The 19,225-nt window shown below is 62.3% G+C and carries 21 protein-coding genes, 1 tRNA gene and 1 pseudogene; 13 read left to right on the forward strand and 10 right to left on the reverse strand.

Going from position 1 to position 19,225, the window contains the following annotated elements; all coding sequences use genetic code 11:
• The 4 genes from EN750_RS01430 to EN750_RS01445 all read right to left on the reverse strand — a co-directional run.
• Positions 1-264 (reverse strand): RidA family protein (locus EN750_RS01430; RefSeq protein WP_245482559.1); only part of this gene is annotated, 264 nt, incomplete at its 3' end.
• A 13-nt stretch (positions 265-277) separates the two neighbouring features.
• Complete coding sequence (locus EN750_RS01435; RefSeq protein ID WP_127268819.1) at positions 278-1,084, reverse strand: SDR family oxidoreductase; 807 nt, start codon at positions 1,082-1,084, stop codon at positions 278-280.
• A complete protein-coding gene (locus EN750_RS01440; protein ID WP_127268820.1) occupies positions 1,077-1,889 on the reverse strand; it encodes a shikimate dehydrogenase in 813 nt (270 codons plus the stop codon). Before EN750_RS01440 ends, EN750_RS01435 begins: the two co-directional genes overlap by 8 nt.
• A 6-nt stretch (positions 1,890-1,895) precedes the next feature.
• Complete coding sequence (locus tag EN750_RS01445; RefSeq protein ID WP_127395398.1) at positions 1,896-2,786, reverse strand: 2-hydroxy-3-oxopropionate reductase; 891 nt, start codon at positions 2,784-2,786, stop codon at positions 1,896-1,898.
• Positions 2,787-2,895: 109 nt separating this feature from the next.
• Here EN750_RS01445 and EN750_RS01450 point away from each other — a divergent pair, with 109 nt between their 5' ends.
• Positions 2,896-3,660 (forward strand): HpcH/HpaI aldolase/citrate lyase family protein, encoded by a 765-nt coding sequence (locus EN750_RS01450; RefSeq protein WP_127395399.1) that lies wholly within the window; start codon positions 2,896-2,898, stop codon positions 3,658-3,660.
• Positions 3,661-3,675: 15 nt separating this feature from the next.
• On the forward strand, positions 3,676-4,893 hold the full coding sequence (locus tag EN750_RS01455; RefSeq protein ID WP_127395400.1) for an FAD-dependent oxidoreductase: 1,218 nt from the start codon (positions 3,676-3,678) through the stop codon (positions 4,891-4,893).
• A gap of 191 nt (positions 4,894-5,084) precedes the next feature.
• Here the strand turns inward: EN750_RS01455 and EN750_RS01460 are convergent.
• A tRNA-Ser gene (locus EN750_RS01460) sits at positions 5,085-5,174 on the reverse strand.
• Between the two features lie 361 nt (positions 5,175-5,535).
• On the opposite strand from EN750_RS01460, the gene EN750_RS01465 reads away from it, so the two are divergent.
• The 5 genes from EN750_RS01465 to EN750_RS01485 all read left to right on the forward strand — a co-directional run bounded on the left by EN750_RS01465 (position 5,536) and on the right by EN750_RS01485 (position 10,175).
• On the forward strand, positions 5,536-6,240 hold the full coding sequence (locus EN750_RS01465; protein WP_245482561.1) for a hypothetical protein: 705 nt from the start codon (positions 5,536-5,538) through the stop codon (positions 6,238-6,240).
• A gap of 308 nt (positions 6,241-6,548) precedes the next feature.
• On the forward strand, positions 6,549-6,872 hold the full coding sequence (locus tag EN750_RS01470) for a hypothetical protein (RefSeq protein ID WP_127266916.1): 324 nt from the start codon (positions 6,549-6,551) through the stop codon (positions 6,870-6,872).
• 100 nt (positions 6,873-6,972) lie between these two features.
• Positions 6,973-7,638: a peptide-methionine (S)-S-oxide reductase MsrA gene (msrA, locus tag EN750_RS01475; protein WP_127395402.1), complete on the forward strand. Its 666-nt coding sequence runs from the start codon at positions 6,973-6,975 to the stop codon at positions 7,636-7,638.
• Between the two features lie 208 nt (positions 7,639-7,846).
• Positions 7,847-8,836, forward strand: a complete 990-nt coding sequence (locus EN750_RS01480; protein WP_127395403.1) for a BMP family ABC transporter substrate-binding protein — start codon at positions 7,847-7,849, stop codon at positions 8,834-8,836.
• Between the two features lie 118 nt (positions 8,837-8,954).
• A complete protein-coding gene (locus tag EN750_RS01485) occupies positions 8,955-10,175 on the forward strand; it encodes a DUF4062 domain-containing protein (protein ID WP_127395404.1) in 1,221 nt (406 codons plus the stop codon).
• Here the strand turns inward: EN750_RS01485 and EN750_RS01490 are convergent.
• Together EN750_RS01490 and EN750_RS01495 are read right to left on the reverse strand one after the other, a co-directional pair.
• Positions 10,172-10,582, reverse strand: coding sequence for a hypothetical protein (locus tag EN750_RS01490; protein WP_127395410.1), 411 nt, complete (start codon positions 10,580-10,582; stop codon positions 10,172-10,174). The two genes, EN750_RS01485 and EN750_RS01490, sit on opposite strands and share 4 nt — an antisense overlap.
• A gap of 22 nt (positions 10,583-10,604) precedes the next feature.
• Positions 10,605-10,811, reverse strand: a complete 207-nt coding sequence (locus EN750_RS01495) for a SlyX family protein (protein WP_174800349.1) — start codon at positions 10,809-10,811, stop codon at positions 10,605-10,607.
• A gap of 229 nt (positions 10,812-11,040) precedes the next feature.
• On the opposite strand from EN750_RS01495, the gene EN750_RS01500 reads away from it, so the two are divergent.
• From EN750_RS01500 to deoA, 6 genes are read left to right on the forward strand one after another with little or no spacing between them, the layout of a single operon-like run.
• On the forward strand, positions 11,041-12,573 hold the full coding sequence (locus EN750_RS01500; protein WP_127395405.1) for an ABC transporter ATP-binding protein: 1,533 nt from the start codon (positions 11,041-11,043) through the stop codon (positions 12,571-12,573).
• The gene (locus tag EN750_RS01505) at positions 12,570-13,709 is read left to right on the forward strand and encodes an ABC transporter permease (RefSeq protein WP_023812577.1); all 1,140 of its coding nucleotides are present in this window, start codon (positions 12,570-12,572) and stop codon (positions 13,707-13,709) included. The genes EN750_RS01500 and EN750_RS01505 overlap by 4 nt, the downstream gene beginning before the upstream one ends.
• Before the next feature lies 1 nt (position 13,710).
• Positions 13,711-14,682, forward strand: coding sequence for an ABC transporter permease (locus EN750_RS01510; RefSeq protein ID WP_127266924.1), 972 nt, complete (start codon positions 13,711-13,713; stop codon positions 14,680-14,682).
• 56 nt (positions 14,683-14,738) lie between these two features.
• Positions 14,739-15,131, forward strand: coding sequence for a cytidine deaminase (gene cdd, locus EN750_RS01515; RefSeq protein WP_127395406.1), 393 nt, complete (start codon positions 14,739-14,741; stop codon positions 15,129-15,131).
• Between the two features lie 30 nt (positions 15,132-15,161).
• The gene (locus tag EN750_RS01520; protein ID WP_127395407.1) at positions 15,162-15,971 is read left to right on the forward strand and encodes a purine-nucleoside phosphorylase; all 810 of its coding nucleotides are present in this window, start codon (positions 15,162-15,164) and stop codon (positions 15,969-15,971) included.
• Positions 15,971-17,290 (forward strand): thymidine phosphorylase, encoded by a 1,320-nt coding sequence (gene deoA / locus EN750_RS01525; protein ID WP_127395408.1) that lies wholly within the window; start codon positions 15,971-15,973, stop codon positions 17,288-17,290. Before EN750_RS01520 ends, deoA begins: the two co-directional genes overlap by 1 nt.
• An 84-nt stretch (positions 17,291-17,374) precedes the next feature.
• Here deoA and EN750_RS01530 read toward each other — a convergent pair whose 3' ends face one another.
• The 3 genes and pseudogenes from EN750_RS01530 to EN750_RS01540 form a co-directional block, all read right to left on the reverse strand.
• Positions 17,375-17,938: a TIGR02281 family clan AA aspartic protease gene (locus tag EN750_RS01530; RefSeq protein ID WP_127395409.1), complete on the reverse strand. Its 564-nt coding sequence runs from the start codon at positions 17,936-17,938 to the stop codon at positions 17,375-17,377.
• A gap of 224 nt (positions 17,939-18,162) precedes the next feature.
• Positions 18,163-18,792 carry a uracil phosphoribosyltransferase gene (gene upp / locus EN750_RS01535; RefSeq protein ID WP_127266929.1) on the reverse strand — a complete coding sequence of 210 codons (630 nt, stop codon included), beginning with the start codon at positions 18,790-18,792 and terminating at the stop codon, positions 18,163-18,165.
• 145 nt (positions 18,793-18,937) lie between these two features.
• Positions 18,938-19,225 (reverse strand): annotated as a pseudogene (locus EN750_RS01540) (adenosine deaminase); the annotation flags it as partial.

A 19,225-nucleotide genomic window follows, 5' to 3' on the forward strand; every position in this document is an offset into this window, starting at 1 on the left:
GTCCCACACCGCATTGACCTCGTCGAAATCCCTGATGTCGTCCAGCCACATCTGCACATGAAGGATGCGGGTCTTGTCCGTGCCCGCCTTGCCAAGCAGCGCATCGATCTTGCCGAGCACCTCGCGCATCTGGTCGGCCGCGGACTGGCCGGGCCTCGCGACCTGGCCGGTGAGGTAGAGCGTGCCGTTATGGATGACGCCATGGTGGATGCGGGTATCGAAGTCGAAGCGCTGGATGTCGCTCACTGGCGGGATATTGATCACTGGATTATCCTTGTCAGATAGCCGGCGTTTGCCGGATGGGATTTCCCTGCAGATATTGTGCGTAAGGCGCCTGAACCAGCCAGCCGGCGTCGACCGGCAAGGTGACGCCGGTAATCGAAGCAGCGCGCTCCGAGCAGAGGAACAATGCCGCCTCGGCGACATCGCGCGGCTCGACGAAGCGTCGCAGTGCCGTGGTGGCCTGTATGGCTTCGGGGTTGCGTTCGCCCCTGGCGATCTTGGTCTTCAAACCATCGGAAAGTGTATAGCCAGGGGCGACCGCATTGACGCGAACGCCATGCGGGCCGAGTTCGGCGGCGAGGATCTGGGTCAGGGCCAGGACCGCATGCTTTCCCGGCGTGTAGGCCGGCAGCGACAGCGGCGCGAAAGAGGCGAGCGAGCCGACATTCAGGATCGCGCCTCGCCGGGCGGCCGACATCAGCCGGCCAAACACCTGGCACCCCAACAGCGTGCCGCGATAATTCACCCGCCACATCTTCTCGTCCTCGTCCAGATCCTGATCAAGGACGTACTTGCCGCTCTGCAAGATGCCGGCGCAGTTGACGACGACGTGAGGCGTGCCGAACCCGTCGCTGACAATCCGTGCCAGAGCCTCGACTGAGCCGCTATCTGCGACATCTGTCTGGACAAACAGCGCACGCGGCGCGCCCGCCGCCTGACAGGAGCCGGCCGCCTCATTGCCCCTCGTCGCATCCCGGCCGGAGACGACCACATGATAACCGTCTTCTGCGAAGCGCTGCGCGATAGCGCGTCCGATGCCGGAGGTGCCGCCGATGACGACGGCAGTCGGTGTCTCAGCCATGGCCGCGGTCCTTGCCTTCGATGTCGAAGAATTCGGACATCGCCCGGACCTGGAAATCCATCATCGGGCGTCCCGGTTGAACGCGGCAGCCGATCCCCTTGGCCGCCCGCAGCAGAGCGGTTTCCGCAGGCTCCATGATGATGTCCACGACCGTCATATCCGGGGTCAGCCGGCTGACGTCAAGCGGCAGCGGATCGCCGGCATGCATGCCGACAGGCGTGGCGTTGATCGCCATATGCATGCCGGAAGGCTCGGCCTCTCCGACCTGGATGCGGCATTTCGGGAACGCGCGGCCAACCAGCGCCGCCAGTTTCCCGGCGCGCGCCGTATCGATGTCGGTAAGGCGGATTTCGTCGGCGCCGGCTTCCGCGAGACAATAGGCGAGCGAGGCACCGGCGCCACCGGCACCGACTTGAAGAATGCGGCGGCCGGCGATCTGATGTCCGTTCGCCTTGAGCGCATCGATGAAGCCGACGCCGTCGAAATTGTCGGCATACCAGCTGCCATCCGGCAGCCGTCGCACCGAGTTGGCGCTTTCCACCCGCGCGGCGCGGTCATGCGCGGCGGAGCATTTGTGGTAGACCGCAACCTTGTACGGCACCGAGATGATCACGCCCCTGATATTCTCGGCTGCCGTGATGCCGGCCCAGAAGGTCTCGAAATCCTCCGGGCGGCAGCTCAAGGGCACCATGAGGCTGTCAAGGCCCTTCTGCTCGAAGATCTCGTTGAATATGCCGGGACTCTTGGCATGGGCCACGGGATGGGCCAGCATCACGAAGATCTCGGCCTTGCCGGTTCCGCGCATCGGTTTTTACTCCTTTTCTTTTGACAGTTCGTGGCCGCCGAGGATCTCCAGCGCCCGGACGAGAGACGAGTGATCGGCCTCGGCGCCACCTGGATGGGCCGAACAGGCATTCATCAGTTGCTGCGCCATGGCGGTGTTCGGCAGCGCCACGCCAAGGGCGCGGGCACTGTCAAGGGCCAGGTTGAGATCCTTCTGGTGGAGCTTGATGCGAAAGCCTGGGGCGAAGGTCCGGTCGATCATGCGCTGGCCATGCACTTCCAGGACGCGGGAAGCGGCGAAGCCACCCATCAGGGCGCCGCGAACCTTCGCCGGGTCGCACCCGGCCTTGCTGGCGAAGACAAGCGCTTCGGCCACGGCCTCGATGTTGAGCGCAACGATGATCTGGTTGGCGATCTTGCAGGTCTGCCCGGCGCCATTCTGCTCGCCGATCAAAGTGACGTTCTTGCCGAGTGTCTCAAAGATCGGCAGCGCCCGCTCGAACTCGGCGGCCGGGCCGCCGACCATGATGGTGAGGCTTGCCGCCTTGGCGCCGACCTCGCCGCCCGAGACCGGGGCGTCGAGGTAGCCGGCTCCCTTCTCTCGCAGTTTCGCCGCGAACGCCGCCGTGGCGATGGGGCTGATCGAGCTCATGTCGATGACCAGCTTGCCGGCTGACAGTCCTTCCAGGACGCCGTCCTCGCCCAACAGGACGCGTTCGACGTCAGGCGTGTCGGGCAGCATGGTGACGACGATCTCGGACCCCCGTGCCACTTCGGCGGCGGACGCGACCACCGATGCGGTCAGGCCCTGCGGCAGAGGGGAGCGATTGAGAACGGTGACGATCTCATGCCCGGCATCGGCCAGGTGACGCGCCATCGGTGCTCCCATGACGCCAAGCCCGATGAACCCGATCCTCATTCTCCAGCTCCCATTCGAAAGTCCGTACATCGCATCTTGCAGCGTTTTGTAGCCATATGATATAGGACATCATACAAATTTCAACCAGATGATTGGAGACGATCGCAAGATGCAAGAACGCCTCAACACGCTGAAAGCCGCCACCGCGGCTGGCCGGGCTCACATCGGCATCTGGTGCTCGCTGGCTTCGGCGCTCACCACGGAGATCGTCGCCGGCTCTGGAGCCGATTGGGTTCTGATCGACGGCGAGCACAGCCCCAACCATCTGCGCAGCATCATGGCGCAGCTTCAGGTGATGGGCGGCTTCGACAGCGAGGCTGTCGTCAGGCTGCCCTCCGACGATCCCAATCTGATCAAGCAGGCGCTGGATATCGGCGCACGCAGCCTGATGATCCCCAATGTACGAACCGCCGATCAGGCCCGCGCCATCGTCGCGGCCATGACCTATGCGCCCGGCGGATTTCGCGGCTTCTCGGTCGGTCACCGCGCCAACGCCTTCGGCCGCATCGCCGGCTACCACGCCAAGGCGCGTGAGCAGCAACTTCTCGCCGTGCAGATCGAGGATCAATTGGGCGTGGCGAATGCCGCCGAGATCGCGGCGGTCGACGGCGTCGACGTTCTCTTCGTCGGTCCCGGCGATCTTTCCACCAATATGGGCGCGATGGGCAATCCCGGCGCGGCACATGTCCAGGAGGCAATCTCGTCCGTGCGCAAGGCCGCGACGGCGGCAGGCAAGGCAAGCGGCATCCTGGCGCCGGCGAAGGCCGATGCCGACCGCTACCTTGCCGAAGGCTTCACCATGGTTGCCGTCGGTTCGGACCTTGGCCTTCTTGCGCGGGGCTCGGATGCCCTGATCGCTTTGTTCAACCAGTAGCTTGGAGTCGGAGCCATGGGGATCCCGCCTTACAAAGCGCCATCGCGCAACGCCTACGACATCGTCATCGTCGGCGGAGCGGTTGTCGGCTCGTCCACGGCCTACTGGCTGAGCCAGGCGCTGGGCAGCGGTGCCTCGATCCTCGTGGTCGAGCGCGATAGCAGTTACGAGTTTTCATCGACGGCGCTGTCCACCAGCGCGATCCGGCAGCAATATTCCAATCCGATCAATGTGAAGATCAGCCAGTTCGGCATCGAGATCATCCGCGGATTTCAGGAGCGTATGGCACCTTTCTACAAGGACGAACCGGCGCCCGACCTCGGCTTCAAGGAGCATGGATATCTTTACTGCTGTTCACCCGACGGCGTCGAAGCGGCCCGCGAGCGCGTCGATCTGCAGCGCAGTTTTGGGGCCCACACAGTGTTCCTCGAGCCGGGCCCGCTGAAGGATCGCTTCCCCTGGCTCAATGTGGAGGATCTCGGTGGCGGTTCCTGGGGGGCTAGGGAAGAGGGCTGGTTCGATTCCGTGGGGCTGATGAACGGTTTCCGCCGCGCCGCCCGCGCCAGCGGCGTCGAGTATATCGACAATGCAGCGACAGGGCTGGATATTGCCGATGGACGGGTCATCTCGGTGCGCCTCGCGACCGGACAGACGGTTCGTTGCGGAACATTGGTCAACGCCGCGGGCCCGCGCGCCCAGCAGGTGGCAGCCATGGCCGGCCTGTCGATCCCGGTCGCGCCCTACAAGCGCTACAGCTTCGTCTTCGCCAGCGCCAACCCGATCCCCGGCCGGATGCCCAATGTCATCGACCTTTCCGGAACATTCGTGCGTCCCGAAGGCGAGCTTTTTCTCACCGGCAACACGCCGCAGGGCGACGGACCGGCCGGCTACGACGACTTTGAAATGCATCATGAAGAGTTCGACGACCACATCTGGCCGGCACTCTGGCACCGCATTCCGTCTTTCGACGCACTCAAGGTCCAGACCAGTTGGACCGGCCACTACGAGTACAACATGCTCGACCACAACGGCATCGTCGGCTTCCACCCGCAGGTGACCAATTTCATGTTTGCCAACGGCTTCTCGGGGCACGGGCTGCAACAGTCGCCAGCCGTGGGCCGGGGAGTTTCAGAACTTATCGTTCACGGGGCTTTCCAGACGCTCGATCTGTCGCCATTCTGTTACGAGCGCATAGAGCGCAACGAGCCGTTCCTCGAGGAAGCGGTGATCTAGGGCGAGACGATCGACCACCCCGTTTTGATTTGGCGATGCAATTGACTACGGGACGTCGGTCGTGTTCGAGATTGCACCAAGCACAAGCGCCCCGGTTGTCCTCCTGGCCTCGAGATCGCGATGAGCGTCGGCAGCCTGCGCCAGATCATATTGCCTGGGCGCGCCTATCTTGATCACACCTAGGTGCAAACTGGCGGAGAGAGCGGGATTCGAACCCGCGTTACGGTCTCCCGTAAACACACTTTCCAGGCGTGCGCCTTCAACCACTCGGCCACCTCTCCGTCCATGCATGTCGCGTCGGCCGGTTTTGCCGCGCGGATTGGGGAGATGCACCTCCCTTGGGGCAAGGCGGAACTTCCGCCGTCGGCGCCGCCAACCAGCGAACGCCCTTCCCCGCACCTGAGCCGTCGAAGCAACAGGCGCGGGGCTCATCTAGTCGATCCGGCGCCGAATGCCAAGCCATAACGGCAGTCTATTCGCTTTGCCGGCCACACAGTGTTTCACAACGCGGCCGGCATGCCCGTTTTTACGGGCGCCGCCGCTGCAATGGTGTGCACAGGCACGACCGCCGGGCCGGCCGCCCTTGACTTCCCCCGAAGTTGCCTGTCGGGTGCCGAGGCTTTGCGGGGGCATCGTGCGCACATGACATCGAGCAATGGACAGACGCCAGTCAGGCGGCCGGACAGCGGGCTTTCCTTCGTGCCGGTGGGCTGGCTCGTCTTCGTCATGGCGTGGTCGGTCTACGGCCTGATCTCCGTCTGGCCCGCGGTCGGCGCCACCGGCCTGCCAGACAGCGTGTTTTACCTTGTCTATGGCGGGCTCGCCGTCGACATCGTCACCATCCTGTGGGGGCTTTACCTGCTCGGCCTCGCCTTCGGCCGCTCGGCCCGTTTCCCGCGCCAGTTCACCATCTGGCAGGTCGCCACAATCATCTGGCTGGTGGCCTGGCAGGCCTGTGCACTGACGATTTCGGATTTCGTCTTTTCGGGCCAGGCGCTTGCCATCACCGCTGCTCAAATCGCCATCGGGTTCCTCTGCATCTATCTGCTGCGCCGTGGATCCGAAGCCGATGCCGTTTATGTCAATCCGGAAACCGAAAGCCCGCCTGTCTTCGTCTCGGTCGTCGCCGCGCTGCTCGGCATCGTCCTGGGCGCGGTCATCGGCGCCGTGGGCGGATTCGCCATCGGCTCGGTGATCGCTGATGCCACCAAGATGAGCTGTTTCGAGGGCGCCTGCGGCTATTTCGCCGTGTTCACCGGCTTGGCCGGCCTGGTGATCGGCGCCATTGGCGGCGGCGTTTTCGCCGTCTGGCGTGTCCATCGGCGCAAAAGGAAGCCGGCCGCATAATTCGCGCAGAGCAACGAATCCGGGTTCACCCGGTCTTTGAAGACTTGGCCGGCACGTCGGTTTGCGAGGCACCAAACGCAAAAACCCGCCTGTGCGGCGGGTCGTCGGCGCAAGTCAGCACCATGTCGAAATTGTTAGCATAGCTGCCCTCACATGTCAATGAAAAGCTACCCGACCGACTGTCGTCCGGCCTTCTGTTGACCTGAGTTTGGAGTCTGCAAATTCGCGTATGGCGATTGCGATCCAGCCATGCGCATTCTATCTCTGAAAGGCCCCTCGGGAGGGGACCAGCCCGGAGGAGGGTTCTGATGTTTCGCTTCGTCTTTCGTCTTGCCGCAATGATCGCGCTGTCGATTTCCGTCATCATGGCGGTGCTCGACGCGACACGCACCGTGGCGGCCTCCGTGCTGGTGCTGACCCCGCTCAACACCAGTTGGCTGGCGGTCTCGCCCGACACGAGGGCCGCCTTCGAAACCTTCATCCGAACCAAGGCCAGCCCGCTGCTGTGGGACGGCGCCGTCGCCTGGGTGCTGAACCAGCCGGGCTTCGCCGTGTTCGCGGTGCTGGCTTTCCTGCTCTATGCGATAGGCTACAGGCGGCCACCGCGTGCTGGGCAGTTCGCCGCCACCTAGAGCATCGGACCCAAAAGCGGTTGCCGGTTTTGGGAATCCGATGCTCAAACAAAGCCGCCGTCATGCGGCTTCTTGCGTTTCACCCGGAGAGGAGCCGCGCATGTTCTTTCTCAGCGACATGCTGAACAAGAAGCTCAATCTGCCGAAGCCCTCCGAGGCCCTGCCGGGCCGCGCCAGGGCGATCCCGACCGCATCCAGGCACAAGGTCTTGAAAAGATCGCTCAAGGGTCCTTATCCCGAGAGGCTGGAGACGGCGATGTTCGGACTGGGCTGCTTCTGGGGTGCGGAGCGGCTGTTCTGGCAGATCGAAGGCGTCTGGGTCACGGCCGCCGGCTATGCCGGCGGCTTCACGCCCAATCCGACCTATCAGGAGACCTGCACCGGGCTTACCGGCCATGCCGAAGTGGTGCTGGTGGTCCATGACCCCGAGATCGTCTCCTATGCTGGGCTTCTGAAGCTGTTCTGGGAAAGGCACGACCCCACGCAGGGCATGCGCCAGGGCAATGATGTCGGCACCACCTATCGCTCCGCGATCTACACGAGCGACGAGGCGCAATTGCGGGCGGCGAGCGCCTCGCGCGATGCGTATGAGACCTCGCTGCGCGGTGCCGGCCACGGCAGGATCACCACCGAGATCGCGCCGGCGGCCGAATTCTACTTCGCAGAAGCCGATCACCAGCAATATCTGGCGAAGAACCCTTACGGCACGTGCAACCTCAAAGGCACCGGCGTCGCTTGCGTCATCCCTGTCACCGCGTCCACGTAACACTTGGCGCAAGGACAAGCTGCGGTGCGGCTTGCCCGCATCAAGCTTTTCCAAAAGGTCAAAATTCCGCGTGAATTTTGTTTCGGGCCATGCCAGATTGCCGCCGAGCGGGAGGGAGTACACTCCTGGCTGACGTCGTATGCCTGCCGGAGAACCGGGCAGGCATGCGGTGCATAACGGAAAAAATAACCGACAGGGTGTGGATCACATGAAACGTATCGTTCTCGGCCTCCTGGCCGCAACCGCAATGGTTCTTCCGGCTTTCGCCGCGGATGTCCAGCCGGCCATCCTCTATGATCTCGGCGGCAAGTTCGACAAATCCTTCAACGAGGCTGCCTACAACGGCGCCGAGAAATTCAAGACGGAAACCGGCACGGCCTACGTCGAATTCGAGGTCTCCAATGCCTCGCAGCGTGAGCAGGCGCTGCGCCGCTTCGCCGAGGACGGCCGCAACCCGATTGTCATGGCCGGCTTTGCCTGGACGGACGCGCTGACCAAGGTCGCCGCCGAATATCCCGACCTGAACTTCGCCATCATCGACGACCAGGTCGATCTGCCGAACGTGCGGTCGCTGAAGTTCAAGGAACAGGAGGGCTCCTACCGCGTCGGCATCCTGGCGGCGATGGCCTCTAAGTCCAAGAAGGTCTCCTTCGTTGGCGGCATGGATATCCCTCTGATCCGCAAGTTCGAATGCGGCTATGTCGGCGGCGCCAAGTCGGCGGGTGCGACTGATGTCATCCAGAACATGACCGGCGACACGCCGGCTGCCTGGAACGATCCGGCCAAGGGCGGCGAGATCGCCAAGACGCAGATCGACCAGGGCTCCGACGTGATCTACGCCGCGGCAGGCGGCACCGGCGTCGGCGTGCTGCAGGCGGCGGCAGATGCCGGCAAGCTCGGCATCGGCGTCGATTCCAACCAGAACGGCCTGCAGCCGGGCAAGGTGCTGACCTCGATGCTGAAGCGCGTCGACGTCGCCGTCTACACCGCCTTCATGGACGGCAAGAACGGCACCTTCAAGGGCGGAGTCGAGAATCTGGGCCTCAAGGAAGGCGGTGTCGACTACGCCATGGACGACAACAACAAGGCGCTGGTGACGGACGAGATGAAGGCGGCCGTCGAAAAGGCCAAGGCCGACATCATTGCCGGCAAGACCGAAGTGCACGACTATACGGCTGACAACGCTTGCCCCTATTGAGCGGCACGAACACACAGGCATGATCTGCAAACCGCCGGGCGCCAGCCCGGCGGTTTTTCTTTGCAGTAGAGCGAGTTGCAACGTAATATGAAAGGATATTGCGGAGTTAGGAGAATAAATGCCTCGGCATGAAAAAGTATTGACTGTGTTTGTCGCCTCACCATCTGATGTCTCGGACGAGAGATCGAAGCTCGAAGAGGTGATAAACGAATTAAATATTATGTGGAGTCGCGAGTTCGGAATTCGATTGGATTTGGTCCGATGGGAGACGCACTCATTTCCTGGAGTAGGCATCGACGCCCAAGATATTATCAATACGCAGATATCAGATGATTATGATATATTCATAGGTATCATGTGGTGTCGTTTTGGGACCCCTACCAAGCGCGCCGAATCGGGAACTATTGAAGAATTTCTGAGAGCGAAGACCCGCTATGACAAAGATCAATCGTCTATCAAGATGATGATATATTTCAAAGACGAGCCTCTATCTCCGAGTAAAATGAATCCAGAACAGCTTTCAAAAGTAAACGATTTTAGGGAATCTCTTGGAGAAGAAGGGTTCTTATACTGGTCTTTCAAGACACCCTTCGAATTCGAGAAATTTATCAGGATGCATCTGACGAGGCAAATTCAAAACTTTGCCGCTCGAGACAATTCTCATGAAAACCGAGACAAATTTGAAATAAGCACTGTGCAGATTTCGCATTCTAACATTGCAGCAGAATCTGCAAGCGATGACGATGACCTAGGCTTATTCGATCTTGCCGAAATATTTGAGAACAAATTTGCAGAGCTGACTGAGGCCACGGGCCGGATAGCTGAGGCCACATCGACCTTGGGAGAGAGGCTCCGAGCGCGAACATCCGAAACAACCGAATTGGCCAAGAACTCTGGCGGTAATATTGATCGAGTAAACGCCACTCGCATTATATCACTTGCAGCAGCGGACCTTGTTCAATATTCTGTGCGACTGGACGCCGAAATCCCCCTGTATAGAGAGTCGTTTGCCACGGCAATGGACTCTTTTGTCCGATATATTTCATTGGTTGGCGATATAAATAAAAATGATTCATCTTCGAATCAGGCCAACGATGCATTCAACTCAATCACCTCTCTTAAAAATAACCTTATACTGGCAAAAGGAATGATAAAAGATTTTCAAACAACGGTTTCTGAGTTGCCAAGAATGACAAGCGAGCTAAATAAAGCCAAGCGTAAAACTGTCTTGGCTATGGGAGAGTTGATAGATGAATTTACACAACAAGAGAATATCCTATCTGCTTCGGAGGCTGTTGTTCTAGATATAATTAGTGAGAGTAGAGCTAAAGTAAGTTAACGCAGCAACTTGCCCACCAGACAGCCCAGCGCGAACGCCACCATCAGCCCGGCGGCAACGACAACTCCGCGCCGGCCGCCAAGCGCGTGCACGCCAATGCCGTATGGTGGCCGGGACAGGCTTCGGATCACCGTGCGCGGTTTGACCTCATTGCCGCCGAGCTCGACGCTGCGCATCTGAGGTAACTCGGCTAGGCGTTGGGTAACCAGTTCCCAATGCCTGCCAGGCAGCAGGTCGCGTTTTCCGTAACGGTCGAAGAAATACATCTGCTCGGCAAGTCGCGCGACCGCGTCGCGGAAGGCGGGATCGACCTCCAGGTCACGTTCGGCCCGTTCGCGGTCTTTGTCGTTCATAAGACCGAGCACATATTCGCCGGCCCGCGCGATGCGATCGCTTTCACTGACCAAGGCGTGCACCTTCCCTTTTTCCTCACCAGTGCGGTGGCTTGGTTACCGGCACTTCATCTCCTGTCTGCTCCTCCAGCGCCAGGAAGCGATCCGTCAGCGCGTCGAGCTTGCGCTGCATGCGCTCGATCACTTTCCACTGCTCGGCGATCTGGCCGGACAGTTCCTCGATGGTCTTCTCCTGCTCGGCGGCGCGTATTTCCAGCGTCGTCAGCCGGTCGGCGGGCGTGATCATGTGAATTCCCCAGTCTCACCGCGATGTCGTTCACCGCGATGTCTTGCGCCGCGATGCGAATTTCGGCGCCGTCATACTAGCGAATGTGAAGGCCCCGGCCACGTTGCAAATTGACAAGCGCACCGGGATTTGTCGAGAGTGAACCGGCTCCGGCAATTGGCACGGGCGGAGCGTCATGCTAGGCGTTTTGACCAAGCGATAAAAAAATAAGAGTGGGACAGGCTGCATGGCGCAAGCCGCAATCGAGTTGATCGGCATCAACAAGAGTTTTGGTGCGGTGCGCGCCAACCGGGACATCAACCTTGAGATCGGTCGCGGCACGATCCACGGCATTGTCGGCGAGAACGGAGCTGGCAAATCGACGCTGATGTCGATCCTCTATGGATTCTACCAGGCCGACAGCGGCGAGATCCGCGTTGGCGGCCAGCCGGCCTCGATCAAGACCCCCAATGACGCCATCGCGCTCGGCATCGGCATGGTGCATCAGCACTTCATGCTGGTCGACAATTTCACGGTGCTGGAGAACGTCATCCTCGGCGCCGAAAGCGATGCGCTCTTGAAGAAGAGCATCGCCAAGGCGCGCTCCGAACTGGAGCGGCTGGAGCGTGAATACGGGCTGGAAGTCGATCCCGATGCAATCATCGAGGAATTGCCGGTCGGCCTGCAGCAGCGGGTGGAGATCCTGAAGGCGCTCTATCGCGGCGCCGAGATCCTGATCCTCGACGAGCCGACGGGCGTGCTGACGCCGGCCGAGGCCGACCACCTGTTCCGCATCCTCGGGCAATTGAAAGACCAGGGCAAGACGGTGGTGCTGATCACCCACAAATTGCGCGAGATCATGGCCATCACCGACACCGTGTCGGTGATGCGCCAGGGCACGATGGTGGCGACGCGCGAAACCAGGAAGACCACTGTCGAGGAACTGGCCGAGCTGATGGTCGGGCGGCGCGTGCTCTTGCGGGTCGAAAAGGGCGAGGCCGAGGCCGGCGCCGTCAAGCTCGCGGTCAAGAACCTGACGGTGAAGGATACGCGCGGCGTAACCATGGTCGACGACATCTCCTTCGATATCAGGGCCGGCGAGATCGTCGGCATCGCCGGTGTCGCCGGCAACGGACAATCCGAACTGCTCGAGGCGATTTCCGGCATCAGGCGTGCGGTGTCCGGCTCGGTCATGCTCGACGGCAAGCCGATCGACCTGACCGGTGCGGCCGACCCGGGCGAACTGCGCGACCGCGGCCTGGCGCATGTGCCGGAGGACCGCCATCACGTCGGCCTGGTGCTGGCCTTCGAGGAGAACGAGAATTCGATCCTCGGCTATCACGATGATCCCCCCTATTTGAAGGGGCCGTTCCTCAACATCGATGCCATCCGCAACGATGCCAGGGACAAGATCGCCAAATACGACATCCGCCCGGCCGACTGCCGGCTGAAGACCGCCAATTTCTCCGGCGGCAACCAGCAGAAGATCGTGCTGGCGCGGGAGATGGAACAGGACCCTGGTGTTCTGATCGTTGGCCAGCCGACACGCGGCGTCGATGTCGGCGCCATCGAATTCATCCACAAGCGCCTGATCGCCATGCGCGACCAGGGCAAGGCGGTGCTGGTGGTGTCGGTCGAGCTGGACGAGATCCGTTCGCTGTCCGACCGTATCCTGGTGATGTTTGCCGGCCGCATCGTCGGCGAGCGCGGTCCCGAAGCGACCGAGGGCGAACTCGGCCTGCTGATGGCTGGCATCGAGCACCAGGAGGCAGCACTTTGAGCGCGCCTTACGCCAAACTGCCGGCCTGGGCCGACTATGGCCTGATCCCGCTGATCAATCTGTTCGTCGCCTTCGTCGTCGCCGGCTTCGTCGTGCTTCTGGTCGGCGAGAATCCGTTGCGCGCAGCCGTCATCCTGGTCGAGGGCGCCTTCGGCAAAGGCACAGGCATCGCCTTCACCCTCTTTTATGCCACCACCTTCATCTTCACCGGGCTTTCGGTGGCGGTGGCCGCGCATTGCGGCCTGTTCAACATCGGCACCGAAGGGCAGGCCTACATCGCCGGCCTCGGCATCGCCATCGTCTGCCTGAGCTTCGACAGCACACTGCCATGGTGGCTGACCTTCCCGCTGGCGATCATTGCCGCGGCGGCGGTCGGCGCATTGTGGGCGCTCATCCCGGCCTATCTGCAGGCCAAGCGTGGCTCGCACATCGTCATCACCACCATCATGTTCAACTTCATCGCCGCCTCGATCATGGTTTACCTGCTGGTCGGCCCGTTGAAGCCAGCCGCCTCGCAAGCGCCGCAGACGCGTAACTTCCTCGCCGGCGCGGAATTGCCCAAGCTCAACTGGATCATCGAGCTGTTCGGCGCCAAGATCCGTTCGGCGCCGCTCAATGTCACCTTCCTGCTGGCGCTGGTCATGGCCTTCCTGGTCTGGCTGCTGATCTGGCGCACCAAGCTCGGCTATGAAATGCGCACCTACGGTCACAGCCCGAAAGCGGCACGCTATGCCGGCATCTCCGAAACCCGCATCATCATCACCGCCATGATGATCTCGGGCGGGCTGGCCGGCATGATGGCACTCAATCCGGTGATGGGCGATCAGCACAATGTCGCCATCGACTTCGTTTCCGGCGCCGGCTTCGTCGGCATCGCCGTGGCGCTGATGGGCCGCCTGCACCCTGTCGGCATCGTGCTGGCGGCGATCCTGTTCGGCATGCTCTACCAGGGCGGCGCCGAACTCGCCTTCGAGATGCCGGCGATCAGCCGCGACATGATCGTCATCATTCAAGGCCTGGTGATCCTGTTTGCCGGTGCCCTCGAGCACATGTTCCGGCCCTACATCCAGGCGCTGTTCGCCTCGTTCAGTCCGCGATCGGTGGGCATGGAAGCGGTCAAGGGGAAAGGTGCCTGAGATGGATGTGTTCAACGCGATCATCCAGACACTGGACTCCACCATCCGCCTTTCGGTGCCGCTGCTGCTTGCCTGCCTCGCCGGCCTCTATTCGGAACGCGCCGGCATCTTCGACATCGGTCTCGAAGGCAAGATGCTGGTCGGCGCCTTCGCCGGCGCGGCCGCCGCTTCCGTGTTCCATTCGGCCTTTCTCGGCCTCGGCATGGCCATCCTGATCTCGGTCGCCTTTGCCATGATCCACGGCTTTGCCTCGATCACCCATCGCGGCAACCAGATCGTCTCCGGCGTGGCGATCAATTTCATCGCCGCCGGCTCGACCATCATCCTCGGCCAGGCCTGGTTCCAGCAGGGCGGGCGCACGCCGGCGCTGCAACCGGGCGAGCGCTTCGAGGCCATCACCTTGCCGGGCGCCGAGGCCATCCGCGGCGTTCCGATCATCGGACCGATCTATGCCGAGCTCCTGTCGGGCCACTCGATCCTGGTCTATCTTGCCTTCCTGATGGTGCCGTTCACCTGGTGGGTGCTGTTTCGCACCCGTTTTGGCCTCAGGCTGCGCGCCGTAGGCGAGAACCCGGCCGCCGTCGATACTGCCGGCATATCGGTCGCCTGGCTGCGCTACAGGGCGCTGATCTGCACCGGCATCCTCACCGGCATTGCCGGCGCCTACCTGTCGATGGTGCAAAATGGCGGCTTCGTGAAGGACATGACCGCCGGCAAGGGCTATATCGCGCTGGCAGCCTTGATCTTTGCCAAGTGGAAGCCGGTCAACGCCATGTTCGCCTGCCTTCTGTTCGGCTTCCTGGACGCGGCGTCGATCCGCCTGCAGGGATCACCGCTGCCCATCATCGGCAAGGTGCCGGCGCAGTTCATGCAGGCGCTGCCCTACATCCTCACCGTCATCCTGCTCGCCGGCTTCATCGGCAAGGCAATCCCGCCACGCGCCGGCGGCGTGCCTTATGTCAAGGAACGTTGAGCGACGGGTCGGCTTTGCGCCGGGTTTTGAACACGATCATCGGAGAGAACACCTGAATGTCGCATGATCTGTTCGAGGCCGCCAAGGCCGCCATGGCCAAGGCCTACGCGCCCTATTCTAAGTTTCCGGTCGGCGCTGCCTTGCGCACCGAGGACGGGCGCGTCTTTACCGGCGCCAACATCGAAGTCGCCTCCTATCCGGAAGGCTGGTGCGCCGAGACCACGGCGCTCGGCCACTACATCATGGGCGGCGGCGGCAAGATCGTGGAAATCGCCGTCATCGCCGAACGCATGGCGAAATGCTCGCCTTGCGGCGGCTGCCGGCAGCGGCTGGCCGAATTCTGCCAGCCGGAAACAAAGCTCTATCTCTGCGACAATGCAGGTGTGGCCGAGACCGTGACCATGGGCGACATGCTGCCTTACGGTTTCCGCGGCGATATTTTGAAATGAACAACGGGCTCAAATGAACAGCTGGCAGCGATGACGGAAAAAACCCTGGATCATCTCGTCGAAAGGCTGGACGGCTTGGCGCCCGCCACGGCACTGGTGCTCGGTTCGGGCCTCGGCGGTCTGGTCGACCAGATCGAGGGCCCGATCCGCATCTCCTATGCCGACCTGCCCGGTTTTCCCAGAAGCGGTGTCACCGGGCATGCCGGCGAGGTGGTGGCGGGGCTGTTTGCCGGCGTGCCGGTGCTGATGCTGTCGGGCCGCGCCCATTACTACGAGCACGGCGTTGCCGCGGCGATGCGGCCGGTGCTGGAAGTGCTTGCCGGCATCGGCATCACGAAACTGATCCTCACCAATGCCGCCGGTTCGGTCGATCCGGACATGCCGCCGGGCTCGGTGATGCTGATATCGGACCACATCAATTTCTCGGGCACCAATCCGCTGATCGGCGAACCAAGCGACCGGCGTTTCGTCGGCCTGACTGAAGCCTATGATGCCGGCATCCGCCAGGCCATCGAGCGGGCGGCAAATGCGACCGGCACCACCCTGCACAAGGGCGTCTATATGTGGTTCTCCGGCCCATGCTTCGAAACGCCGGCCGAGATCCGCATGGCGCGCATCATGGGCGCCAATGCGGTCGGCATGTCGACCGTACCGGAGGTCATTCTCGCCCGCTTCCTAGGACTGCGCGTCGCCGCCTGTTCGGTCATCACCAATTTGGCGGCCGGCATGACCGGGGCCGAGCTATCGCACCAGGAGACCAAGGACATGGCACCGGTAGGCGGCGCGCGGCTCGCAACGATCCTGCAGCGCGTGTTCCACGACGGACTGCTGGAGACCTGATGCTTCCCCAGGAAATCATCCGCCGCAAGCGCGATGGCCTCAGGCTGTCGGAAGAGGAGATCGCCGGCTTCGTCGCGGGCGTGACGTCGGGCGCCGTCACCGATGGCCAGGCCGGCGCCTTCGCCATGGCGGTGTTCTTCAACGGCATGAACCGCGACGAGGCCGTGGCGCTCACGCTGGCGATGCGCGATTCCGGCGACGTGCTCGACTGGTCGGACCTGCCCGGCCCGGTCACCGACAAGCATTCGACCGGCGGCGTCGGCGACAATGTCTCGCTGATGCTGGCGCCGATCGTCGCCGCCTGCGGCGCCTATGTACCGATGATCTCGGGCCGCGGCCTTGGCCACACCGGCGGCACGCTTGACAAGATGGATGCCATCCCCGGCTACATCAGCCAGCCCGACGTCGCGCTGTTTCGCAAGGCGGTGCTCGAAACAGGCTGTGCCATCATCGGCCAGACCGCCGACCTCGCGCCCGCCGATCGACGGCTCTACGCGATCCGCGACGTCTCCGGCACGGTCGAATCGGTGCCGCTGATCACCTCTTCGATCCTGTCGAAGAAGCTGGCGGCCGGGCTGCAATCGCTGGTGCTCGACGTCAAGGTCGGCAACGGCGCCTTCATGGAAAAATCGCGCGACGCCACCGCACTCGCCAACAGCCTGGTTGAGATCGCCAATGGCGCCGGACTAAAGGCTTCGGCGTTGATCACCGGCATGAACGAGCCCTTGGCGTCGGCCGCCGGCAACGCCGTCGAGGTGCGCAACGCCGTTGATTTCCTCACCGGCCGGTATCGTGACCGTCGGCTCGAGGACGTGACGCTGGCGCTGGCCGCCGAAATGCTGCAGTCGGCCGGGCTGGTGTCGTCCAACCAGGATGGCATGCGGCGCGCCACCGAGACACTCGCCAGCGGCCGCGCCGCCGCCACCTTCGCACGCATGGTGGCCGCGCTTGGCGGCCCCGCCGATTTCATCGAGAAACCGGAAAAGTATCTGCCGGCGGCGGCGATCGAATTTGCCGTCAAGGCGACCGCAAACGGCTTCGTCACCGGCATCGCCACCCGCGATATCGGGCTCGCCGTGGTCGGCCTGGGAGGTGGACGCACGCGGCCGGACGACAAGATCGACCCCGCGGTCGGCATCACCAGGCTGTTGCCGGTCGGTGCGGAGGTTGGGGCCGGCGAGACGCTGGCGCTGATCCATGCCCGCTCATCGGCCGATGCCGAGGCCGCCGCGGCTACCGTGCTTTCGGCCTATACGGTCGGCGCCTCGAAGCCGCCCGCCGACAAGTCGGTCATCCGGCGGATTCTGCCGCGCGGCTGAAGCAATTCCAGGAAAAGTGGTGGACCGGTTTTCCCGGGAAAGCGCATAGCGCTTTCCCTTGGAAATTGCGGAAAACGAATAGCCTTACTGGACGAGCAGCAGCGTGCCGTTCTCGACCTGGTATTTGTCGAGCCGGTTGAGAAAGCTCATGCCGATCAGATTGGTGCGCAGCGCCCTGTCGTCGAGCACGATGGTCTGGACGTCATTGACCGTGATGTTGCCGATCTGCAGGCGGTCGATCATGGCCACGGCCGCCTTGATGGTGCCGTTGGCCGTGTTGACCTCGTGGCTGAAGTCCGAAGCATTCAGCGACAAGCCGATTCGGCGTGCCGTCGACATGTTGATGGCGACCAGCGTGGCGCCGGTGTCGATCATGCCGTCGGCCTGGCGCCCGTTGAACTTGAAAGCCGATGAGAAATGTCCGCGCTCGTCTGCCGCGACGACCACCTTGCGGCCCATCGGCAGCGGGGCCGCGGGCTTGTTGGGCACCGATGCCAGATTGACGTCTGGTTGGGCTTCGACCGTTTGTTTGCCCGGCACCGCCGACCTCAGCAGGTTTTCGACGAGTTGCGGATTGGACTGATACACGATCGGTATCGATGCCGATGAACCGGCGAAAACGGCGAGGATCAGAAGTTTGCGCAGCATGGATCGGCCTCGCCGCATGACCCCCGGAAATCGGGATCGATTTTCGGAAAGGCTCACGCGCAAATCAAAGTGCTACAGCGTCCTTTGCGCGTCCGAAATGGACGCGCGGCGCCGTAGTGACAGCCGATCGTTAGACCCGGATGGTGTTTGCCGCTTTAACGCGCGTCAAAACCGCGCCTTTGCGTAAACGTTTGGTAAATCGCACCAGGTGACTTTGCCTGGTATTACTTGGTCCCGTACATGCGGTCGCCGGCGTCGCCGAGGCCGGGCATGATGTAGCCCTTCTCGTTGAGTTGGCGGTCGATCGAAGCGGTGAAGACGGGAACGTCCGGATGCGCCTTGAGAAAGCGTTCGATGCCTTCGGGCGCCGCCAGCAGGCAAAGGAAACGGATGTTGGTGGCGCCGCGCTCTTTCAGCTTGTCGATCGCCGCGATCGCCGAATTGGCGGTGGCCAGCATCGGATCGACGACGATCACCAGCCGGTCGGCGAGATCGCTCGGCGCCTTGAAGAAATATTCGACCGCTTCCAGCGTTTCGTGATCGCGGTAGAGACCGACATGGGCGACGCGGGCCGCCGGAACCAGGTCGAGCAGGCCTTCCAGCAAGCCGTTGCCGGCGCGCAGCACGGAGGCAAAGACCAGCTTCTTGCCCTCAAGCGTCGGCGCTTCCATGGTTTCCATCGGCGTCTCGATGGTCGTCGTCGTCAGTTCGAGGTTGCGGGTGACCTCGTAGCCTAGCAGCAGCGAGATTTCGCGCAGCAGCCGGCGAAAGCCGGCCGTCGAGGTTTCCTTCTTGCGCATGATGGTCAGCTTGTGCTGGACAAGCGGGTGGTCGACGACGGTGACGCCCTGCATGGTGTTCTCCTGATGCCTGCGCCCGAAAATGCGCGCATGGCCCTTTCGGACGCGCCGCGCTTCAAGCTGCCTGAGCGAACCCTAGCGGCAATGCGCCGGCCAAGGAACCGCTGGCCCGCACCGACCACAGCTTTGTCGGCGGAAATCAGCGTGCCGCGCTGTTCAACCGGGCAAGAAGCGCGGTCTTCGTCTTTCTATCGACAAAAGCGGCTTCGATGGCGGTGCGGGTGACGGCGGCCAGCGCCTTTTCGTTCATCGAGAAATGCTCGGCGGCAATGTCGTATTCCCGCTTCAGCGAGGTCCAGAAATAGGGCGGATCGTCGGAATTGAGCGTCACCTTGCAGCCGGCCGCCTGCAGGGCCGGAAATGGATGATCGGCGAAACTGTCGAACACTTTGAGCGCGATGTTGGAACCGGGGCAGCATTCCAGCAC

Origin of the sequence: Mesorhizobium sp. M7A.F.Ca.ET.027.03.2.1, from assembly GCF_003999175.1 — a bacterium.
Classification (GTDB): domain Bacteria; phylum Pseudomonadota; class Alphaproteobacteria; order Rhizobiales; family Rhizobiaceae; genus Mesorhizobium.